Origin of the sequence: Paracoccus halophilus (assembly GCF_000763905.1) — a bacterium.
In the GTDB taxonomy this organism is placed as follows: domain Bacteria; phylum Pseudomonadota; class Alphaproteobacteria; order Rhodobacterales; family Rhodobacteraceae; genus Paracoccus; species Paracoccus halophilus.
Genome location: NZ_JRKN01000059.1, coordinates 1 through 8300 on the forward strand (window position 1 = coordinate 1; position 8300 = coordinate 8300).

The following is an 8300-nucleotide window of genomic DNA, read 5'->3' on the forward strand; positions in this document are numbered from 1 at the left end:
AACCGAATTCCTCAGCTCCCTTGAGTTTCGTTTGGGCGTCGGTTTATGCCGAGCGCAAAGAGGACTTTGGCCTGCAATTACAGCAGAGCGCTTGCGAAGTCGGCATAATCCCACTTCCGGCATAATGCCCCATCTCGTGCAGGGCGGTCCTGTGCCAGTTGATCGGCTCGAAATAGGCTTGCGGAGGTGGCACCTGCACATAGTCGAGCGCGGGGACATAGAAGGCGCGGTTGCCGCCGATCCGGAAATCGATGCCGGTCGCCGCGATCAATGCCTCGACCCGCGGCTCGATCAGCCCGGGCGGCGGTGGCGGCGCTTCGATGGCGATATCGTCGGGCAGACCCTCGCATTGCGCCACGTTGAACACGGTGAAGCGCTTCAGGAACGGGATGCTGTTTGCATCTTCTCCGGTCTCCCGGGCGCGGCGCTTCTCGTCTTCAGGCGTGAAGCGGTCGGCATAGACGACGGTTGTGCCCCGCTCACCCTTGCGGACATTGCCGCCGAGCGACAGCGCCTGGCGGAAGGTCAGCCAGTGCTGGGTTGGATAGCCCTGCTGGATGACGGCGCCCCAGAGGATCAGGACATTGATCCCGGAATATTGCCGCCCTGTGCTGGCATTGCGCGGCATGGCAAGCGGCGCCTGCGCCGCCGCCGTCCCCCAGGGCTGAACCCAGGGCAGCCGGCCTTCCTCCAGCTCGGCGATGATCTTGTCGGTGATGTCGTCATAAAGGTTGGTGCGCGGGCCGCTTTTGCGGGCTGCGCGATGCTCTCTGGTCATCGGGATGATCTCCGCGACGGGCGCCGGAGGCCTCTCCTCCAGCCCTCAACCCGTCACGGAAAACCCGCCCGCACTCTCTCTCTCAGGGGGCGTTGCGGGGTCTCCCCCCTGATGGGGGTATGTCGGTCGGCAATGCCAGTGCCGACCAGGGGGAAGGCTTTCCCCCAGACAATCCACGTATTCAGCCGAGGCAGGCGTGAAACGGCAAAAGCCACCACTCGCGAGCCCCGATCCCCGACGTGTTGTAATCCCCACGATATCTGCGCTTATCTGACACGCAATCGCGGTGCCTGCTTTCCAGCGCCAGACGCCTTCCTTCCCGAGAGATCGGGCTCAAAGCCAACGGGCAATAAAAGAGGACCAGATGACGGATATCGATCTTAACGCCTTGTCGCTCCCCGAACTGAAGCAGTTGCAAAAGAATGTTGCGAAGGCCATCGCCAGTTTCGAGGACCGTCGCAAGGCCGAGGCTCGCTCCAAGGTGGACGAATTGGCCCGCGAGCTCGGTTTCAGCTTCGACGAGCTAGCGGAAGCCGCTCCCACCCGGAAACGCGCGGCGTCTGCGCCCAAGTACCGCCATCCGGAAAACGCCGAAATCACCTGGTCCGGCCGTGGGCGCAAACCGGCTTGGATCGCCGAGGCGCTGGCTTCGGGAAAATCGCTCGAGGATTTTGCGATCTGATCGGGGAGACCTGCCTTATACCAGCCCGCGAATGCCATCCGCCTGCATGTCTCTCTGGCGGAGATTGACCCGCCGATCTGGCGGCGACTTGTCGTGCCGTCGGACTGGACGCTCGACAGGCTGCATCTGGTGCTGCAGGCCGCGTTCAGCTGGACCGACAGCCATCTGCATGAGTTCCGGATCGGCGGGCTGCGCTATGGCGACCCCGATCAGCTTGAGGATGGCTTCGGCGGGCCGCAGACCTTCGACTACACCGGGGTCAGGCTGGCGGATTTCACCGGCCAGGATCTGACCTTCACTTACCTCTACGACTTTGGCGATGACTGGACCCATGTGATCCGGATCGAGGAGTGGCTATCCTTGGATCCCCTGCCCCGCCATGCAGAATGCACCGAAGGGGCCCGAGCCCGGCCACCCGAGGATGTCGGCGGCCCCTGGTCCTATGCCGATTTCCTCGAGACCATCCAGGATCCGAACCACGAGGACCACAGCTCCAACCTTCGCTGGGCCGGCGGGCATTTCGATCCGGACTGGTTCGACATCGAGCTGATCAACAAGGATCTCCGCAACACCTTCCGCAAGAACACCAGCCGACGCCTGCATCAGCCCAAGCCAAAGCCTTCTGGTCGGTGAGCGCAGAGGGCTCGGCCCTCAAGGCGGTGCCGCGGGCCTGGACGACCCTCTCCCGGCTGCTCAGATTTCTGGCATCGCCTCTGTGCCCGCCTGGATGCATCCCATCGTAAAACAGATCGTCGCCTACGTCTGAAGGTCGCCCCCCATCAGATACGCCCCTTATGTGCGACCGGATTGCGCGTCTTGCCGTCGTTCCTTGGCTCCCACATCAATGTTACTTATACGTATCTTCAGACAACATGAAGATATGGATACAGATCATATTCTTGCTGTTTTAGCGGGATGATGATATGTTTTCAGATCAATATCGATCACATGAATCGCAAAGGTATCCTTGGTGCCCGAAACAACCTCTCTTCACACGATCGGCGCACAGCTTCGCCGGGCGCGGCTGGCCGCCGGGTTGACCCAGGAACAGGTCGCCGAGTTGGCTGGCATTTCCCGCCCGCGCTACCGCGACATCGAGACGGGCGCTGCCGCCGCGCGCGCCACTACTCTGATGAATGTTGCGCGCGCGCTCGGGCTCGAGATGATGTTGATCCCGCAATTCCTGGTGCCCGCGGTCGACACCCTACTCAGCCCCGAGGCTGGGGAGGATGCCCCGGCATTCGCACCGCAGCCGGAGCCTGACGATGAGCGCTGAACCAACCGCCGCCAGCGTTCAGGCGCTCGACATTTTCCTGAACCGACACAAGATCGGCACCATCGTCCGAACCCCGGGCGATTTCAACGCTTTCAGCTTCGCTCCTGCCTATCGCGCGACGGGTGGATACCCCATCCTCAGTCTCTCCTTCCGGGCGGCGAATGGCGGGCTGCGGAAGGATCCGCGGCCGATCGCGGGCTCTTTACCGGCCTTCTTCGCCAACCTGCTTCCCGAGGACAAGCTGCGCGACGCGATGGAAAAGCACCACGCCGGGCGTGTCCGTCCCGGCAATGACTTCGACCTGCTCGCAGCGCTCGGGGCCGATCTACCCGGCGCTGTGCGCGCCCTGCCGGGCGACGGCCCTGCCCTGGCCCCAGCGAAGACCACCCAGACGGCGCCGAAAGCTCGCTTCTCGCTGGCCGGTGTCCAGATGAAGCTCTCAGTGATGAAGAACACTGGCAAAGGTGGCGGGCTGACCGTGCCGCTCGGCGACGGCGACGGAGAATACATCGCCAAGTTCCCCTCCACGGCTTTTCCGGCGGTATCGGAGAACGAATTTGCCAACCTCGCACTGGCCGAAGCCATCGGCATGGAGGTGCCCGAGCGCGAGCTGGTCACTCGTGACCAGTTCGACGGCATCCCAGCGGAATTCGAGACCATGACCGAGGGGCGGGTCCTACTGCTGCGCCGCTTCGATCGCGGGCCGGGCGGCCAGCGCATCCATATCGAGGATTTCGCCCAGGTGTTCGGTATCCCCCCCGCGCGCAAATACGAGGGCGCAGCCTATCACGATATCGCATCGGCGCTCAGCATAGCCATTTCTCCGTTGGCGGCGCTGGAGTTCGTCCGGCGTCTCGCGCTCTCGGTGATCATGGGCAATGGCGACATGCATCTGAAAAACTGGTCGCTGATCTACCCCGGGGACGGCAACGCCCCTGCCCTCGCGCCCGTCTACGACCTGCTCTCGACCATCCCTTATCTTCCTGCGGACGACCTGGCCCTATCGCTCGGCGGCGAGCGCGCCTTCAAAGCACTGACCTCGGCGCGCTGGAAGACTTTCGCCAACCGCGCCAAGCTCCCCGAACCCGCCGTTTTGAAGGCGGTTGCCGAAACCGTTCAGGCGGTCGACGCGCATTGGTGGGATCTGCCCGAACGCGCCGTCGTACCCGGCGCGGTCCTGGAGCGCATCGACGCCCATGTCCGGACGATGACGGCCATTCTGGTCGGGTGACCGGACGACCGAGGTCGGGAATTTCCGGACCAGCCCCAGGTGGGGATCATGGAGCGGCAAGCCGTATCGACAGTGACGATCGGTCCAGCCTAATGGCCGGACGGACACTCCATTCAGACGAAACTCATTCAGCCCGCGTAGGTTGCAAGAAGATCGAGGCTACGGCGGCTGAATCGCAACGTATCGCGCGAATGAGTAGGAAACAAAGCACGAAAACTCGTGTGCAAATACTGCACACATAACCCATCAAGCATTTGATTTAAAAAAACAATCCACCTTATCCATCATCGGCGCGACCGAAAGCCTATGTGCCTGATATGCCGTCATTTGCAAAACACTACCAGCATGATGCGCGATGGCCGCGCATTTCATCGTATGACCGGATAGCGCGCTTTTCGTCCGGTTTCGACCGCGTATCGCATATGTGATGCGCATTACATGGCAAGGATCGCCAGGCGCCGCCGCCCCGCATATCGGCGCGGGACGCCGCTAGCGGGTCAGTTCCACCACCCGGACCGCGCCACCCTCGGCCGACAAGGCGATTTCCCCCGCCGCCAGACGCAGCGCATCATGGCCAAAGACCTCGGCCCGCCAGCCGTGCAGCGCCGGCAGATCGCGCGCGCCCGAGGCGATGGCGTCCAGATCGGCGGCCGAGGCGATCAGCCGCGACGCCACCCCGGCCGCATCGGATTTGGCCTTCAGCAGCACCCGCAAGAGATCGGCCAGCGCGGCATTGCCGGGACGGCCCGGCTCGTCATGGACGGGCTTGGGCAGGTCGCGCGCCTCGATCCCGGCCTTGACGGCGGCAAGGATGCCGGTCGCGATATCGCCGCGCCGGGCCTCGCGCAGAAGCAGGCGGGACTTGCCCAGATCGGCTTCGCTTTGCGGCTTGGTCGAGGCCAGCTCGATCAGCGCATCGTCCTTGAACACGCGGTTGCGGGGCACGTCGCGTTCCTGGGCATAGGCCTCGCGGAAACGGGCCAGTTCGCGCACCACGGCCAGGAAACGCGGCGAGCCGGAGCGGGTGCGCACGCGCTGCCAGGCATCCTCGGGGCGGGTGATATAGGTTTCGGGATCCAGAAGCACGGCGGCCTCCTCGGCCAGCCAGGGGGCGCGGCCGGTCTTTTGCAGCTGCGCCGCCAGATGTTCGTAGATCGCGCGCAGATGCGTCACATCGGCCAGCGCATAGCTGGCCTGCGCATCCGACAGCGGCCGGTGCGACCAGTCGGTAAAGCGCGAGGACTTGTCCAGCGGCTGGCGGGCGATCTTCTTGACCAGCGTCTCGTAGCCGACCTGTTCGCCAAAGCCGCAGACCATGGCGGCGATCTGGGTGTCGAACAGCGGATCGGGCAGAACGCCGGCATCATGGACAAAGATTTCAAGGTCCTGCCGGGCGGCGTGAAAGACCTTGATCGTGTCCTTGTGCCGGAACAGATCGTAAAGCGGCTCCAGCGACAGGCCTTCGACCAGCGGATCGATCAGCACCGCCTCGCCGCCGGCGGACTGGCTTGTCGCGGCCGGCGGCAGCGCGGCCTGGATCAGGCACAGTTTGGAATAATAGGTCCGTTCGCGCAGGAACTCGGTATCGAGCGTGACATAGGGCTGCGCCTTGGCCATTTCACAGAACGCGCTCAGGTCGGCAGTCGTGGTGATGGTGCGGATTTGGTCGGTCTTGGTTTGATCTGAGCGGGATGGCATGGAGTTCTTTCAGGGCGGTTCTGCCGCCGGGTGATTCCCTTGGGATGGGCGAAGGAGGGCCGGATTTCAAGCCATTCCCGAGCGTCGCCCGCCGCTTGGCGGCAGGCTGTGCCCGCATTGCCTCGAATCGTGACCTGTGCTCGGATGCGATTCAAGCCCAAAAGCACGAGGAAGCCCGATGCGACAGATTGCTGCCCTTGCCCTGGCGTGGTTCGCCCTGGCCCTGCCCGGCCACGGCTGGGAACTGGTCAAGATGGAGAATATCGTGACAACCTCGCAAGGCGATGGCCGCTACCTGCTGTCGCTGAGTTGCCAGCGCGGCGATAATCATCTGAATTTCGACCTGTTCGACCAGAGCCTGACCGGCGATGAACTGCAGGGGGTCGAGGCGGTGATGATGTGGATCAGGGCGCCGGACGGACGTACCGACAAATGGTCCGTCAAGACCTATCGCGAAGGCCCCAACCTGACCGGGCGCGTCGCCTTTTCCGCGCAGACGCTGGATTTCTTTCGCGATGCCGAAAGCCTTGAGGTCGAGGATATATTCGGCCGGCGGGTCCTGTTCCGCTCGGACATGAAGGGGACAGGAGCGGCCCGCATCGCCTTTTCCGAGCGCTGCGGGATCTAGCCCGTCACAGCGGCGCGATATCGCCCCCGGCGCGCTGCGCCTCGAACTCCGCCACGAAATCCTGAAACCGCCCGGCGGCGATGGCATCGCGCATGCCCTGCATCAGTTCCTGGAAATAATGCAGGTTATGCCAGGTCAGCAGCATGCCCGAGATCATTTCCCCGGCCCGGAACACATGGTGCAGATAGGCGCGGCTATAGCCCGTGCAGGCAGGGCATGTGCAGGCCTCGTCCAGGGGCCGGGGGTCGTCGGCATGGCGCGCGTTCTTGATATTGAGCTGTCCGCGCCGGGTCCAGGCCTGCCCCGTACGCCCGGAACGCGAGGGGAGCACGCAATCCATCATGTCGACGCCGCGCAGCACCGCGCCGACGATATCGTCGGGCTTGCCGACTCCCATCAGGTAGCGCGGCTTGTCCTCGGGCAGGAAACCGGGCGCATAGTCGAGCACGCCGAACATCGCCTCCTGCCCCTCGCCCACGGCAAGGCCGCCGATGGCATAGCCGTCGAAACCGATGGCCCGCAGCGCCTCGGCAGATTCCTCGCGCAACTCGCGGGTGACGCCGCCCTGCATGATGCCGAACAGCGCGTGCCCGGGCCGGTCGCCGAAGGCATCGCGCGAACGCTGCGCCCAACGCATCGACATGCGCATGGATGCCGCGACCTCAGCCTCGCTCGCCGGCAGGGCCGGGCATTCGTCAAAGGCCATGACGATATCGCTGCCCAGCTGGCGCTGGATCTCCATGCTGGTTTCGGGCGACAGGAAATGCTTCGAGCCGTCGATATGGCTGGCGAAGGTCACGCCCTCCTCGGTCAGCTTGCGCAGGCTGGACAGGCTCATCACCTGAAAGCCGCCCGAATCGGTCAGGATCGGGCGGTCCCAGTTCATGAAGCGATGCAGGCCGCCCAGCCGCGCCACACGCTCGGCCCCGGGGCGCAGCATCAGGTGATACGTATTGCCCAGAAGGATGTCGGCGCCGGTGGCGCGCACCGATTCGGGCAGCATCGCCTTGACCGTCGCGGCGGTGCCGACGGGCATGAAGGCGGGGGTGCGGATATCGCCGCGGGGCGTGCGGATCGTGCCGCTGCGGGCGCGGCCATCGGTGGCCGAAACCGAGAATTCGAATCTGTCGCTCATGGCCCGGCACATAGGCGCTTTGCGCGCCGGATGCAAAGCCGGCCTAGGCCCCGGCGGCGCGCAGAAGCTTCGCCCGTGCCGGGGGAATGGCGCGGATCTCCAGCCCGGTAAAGACATGCAGGGTGTTGAGCTGATCGTCCACCACCGCATGGTCACTGACCCAGCCGCCCATCGCCAGATAGGACCGCAGCAGCGGCGGCATCGCCGCCATGGCGCGGCGCGGATCGGGCTTGCGCAGCCGCAGCGCGCGGGCAAAGCGAAAGACGCGCGGCGCCTTGACGCGCGGCAGCCAGCGCTTGGGGGCCAGATGGCGCTCGCGTAGCATGGCGAATGTGTCCTCATAGCCCTGGGTATCGGTGCCCATGAAGCTGGAGCAGCCGAACAGCATCTCGACCCCCTCGCGATCGACATGGCGCGACAGCGCGCCCCAGGCCAGACGCAGAATATCGGGATCGTGCCATTCGGGATGCATGCAGAAACGGCCGATCTCGGCCATCCTGCCGTCGAATTCGCGCAGCCGCGACAGGTTGTAATAGCGCGCCGAATAGCTGTCGCCGATCTCGGCCCCGCCAGAGAGCGTCAGCATGCGAAAGCACGCCACCAGCCGCCCCGAGGCAGATTCGCGAATCAGCACATGGCTGCAGCGGTCGTCGTAATCGTCGGCATCCAGCGAATCGCTTTCCGCCGGCCCCTGCCGCGCGCCGACAAAGCACAGCCAGCGCAGGCGCTGCGCCTCGCGGATTTCAGAGCCAGATTCAAAACGAGATGAATGATTTCAATCTGTTGCGATTGCCCTGGTCATGCGCCTGATATGTGCGATGAGAACCCATGCCTCTGCGCTCTCGATGGATTTCTCCCAATCCTTTGCCAGC

Annotated in this window: 9 protein-coding genes and 1 pseudogene; 5 read left to right on the top strand and 5 right to left on the bottom strand. The window is 64.2% G+C overall.

Annotated features, from left to right (window positions below; genetic code table 11):
* Positions 1–43: 43 nt before the first annotated feature.
* Positions 44–778, bottom strand: a complete 735-nt coding sequence (locus IT41_RS18590) for an ArdC family protein (RefSeq protein ID WP_425320070.1) — start codon at positions 776–778, stop codon at positions 44–46.
* Positions 779–1142: 364 nt separating this feature from the next.
* On the opposite strand from IT41_RS18590, the gene IT41_RS18595 reads away from it, so the two are divergent.
* The 4 genes from IT41_RS18595 to IT41_RS18610 all read left to right on the top strand — a co-directional run bounded on the left by IT41_RS18595 (position 1143) and on the right by IT41_RS18610 (position 3967).
* Positions 1143–1460 (top strand): H-NS histone family protein, encoded by a 318-nt coding sequence (locus IT41_RS18595; protein WP_036744168.1) that lies wholly within the window; start codon positions 1143–1145, stop codon positions 1458–1460.
* A gap of 42 nt (positions 1461–1502) precedes the next feature.
* A complete protein-coding gene (locus tag IT41_RS18600; protein ID WP_269429328.1) occupies positions 1503–2093 on the top strand; it encodes a plasmid pRiA4b ORF-3 family protein in 591 nt (196 codons plus the stop codon).
* 337 nt (positions 2094–2430) lie between these two features.
* Positions 2431–2736 carry a helix-turn-helix domain-containing protein gene (locus IT41_RS18605; RefSeq protein WP_231564835.1) on the top strand — a complete coding sequence of 102 codons (306 nt, stop codon included), beginning with the start codon at positions 2431–2433 and terminating at the stop codon, positions 2734–2736.
* Positions 2726–3967, top strand: a complete 1242-nt coding sequence (locus tag IT41_RS18610; RefSeq protein ID WP_036744171.1) for a type II toxin-antitoxin system HipA family toxin — start codon at positions 2726–2728, stop codon at positions 3965–3967. The genes IT41_RS18605 and IT41_RS18610 overlap by 11 nt, the downstream gene beginning before the upstream one ends.
* Before the next feature lie 489 nt (positions 3968–4456).
* On the opposite strand, the gene rnd is transcribed toward IT41_RS18610, so the two are convergent.
* A complete protein-coding gene (gene rnd, locus IT41_RS18615; protein WP_036744176.1) occupies positions 4457–5629 on the bottom strand; it encodes a ribonuclease D in 1173 nt (390 codons plus the stop codon).
* A gap of 214 nt (positions 5630–5843) precedes the next feature.
* Between rnd and IT41_RS18620 the strand changes: the two genes are divergently transcribed.
* On the top strand, positions 5844–6293 hold the full coding sequence (locus IT41_RS18620) for a hypothetical protein (RefSeq protein ID WP_036744172.1): 450 nt from the start codon (positions 5844–5846) through the stop codon (positions 6291–6293).
* A 4-nt stretch (positions 6294–6297) separates the two neighbouring features.
* Here IT41_RS18620 and tgt read toward each other — a convergent pair whose 3' ends face one another.
* From tgt to IT41_RS21080, 3 genes and pseudogenes are all read right to left on the bottom strand, one after another.
* The gene (gene tgt / locus IT41_RS18625) at positions 6298–7428 is read right to left on the bottom strand and encodes a tRNA guanosine(34) transglycosylase Tgt (protein ID WP_036744173.1); all 1131 of its coding nucleotides are present in this window, start codon (positions 7426–7428) and stop codon (positions 6298–6300) included.
* A gap of 43 nt (positions 7429–7471) precedes the next feature.
* Positions 7472–8170: a GNAT family N-acetyltransferase gene (locus IT41_RS18630; protein ID WP_052081788.1), complete on the bottom strand. Its 699-nt coding sequence runs from the start codon at positions 8168–8170 to the stop codon at positions 7472–7474.
* A 33-nt stretch (positions 8171–8203) separates the two neighbouring features.
* Positions 8204–8300: pseudogene (locus IT41_RS21080) on the bottom strand (IS5/IS1182 family transposase); the annotation flags it as partial.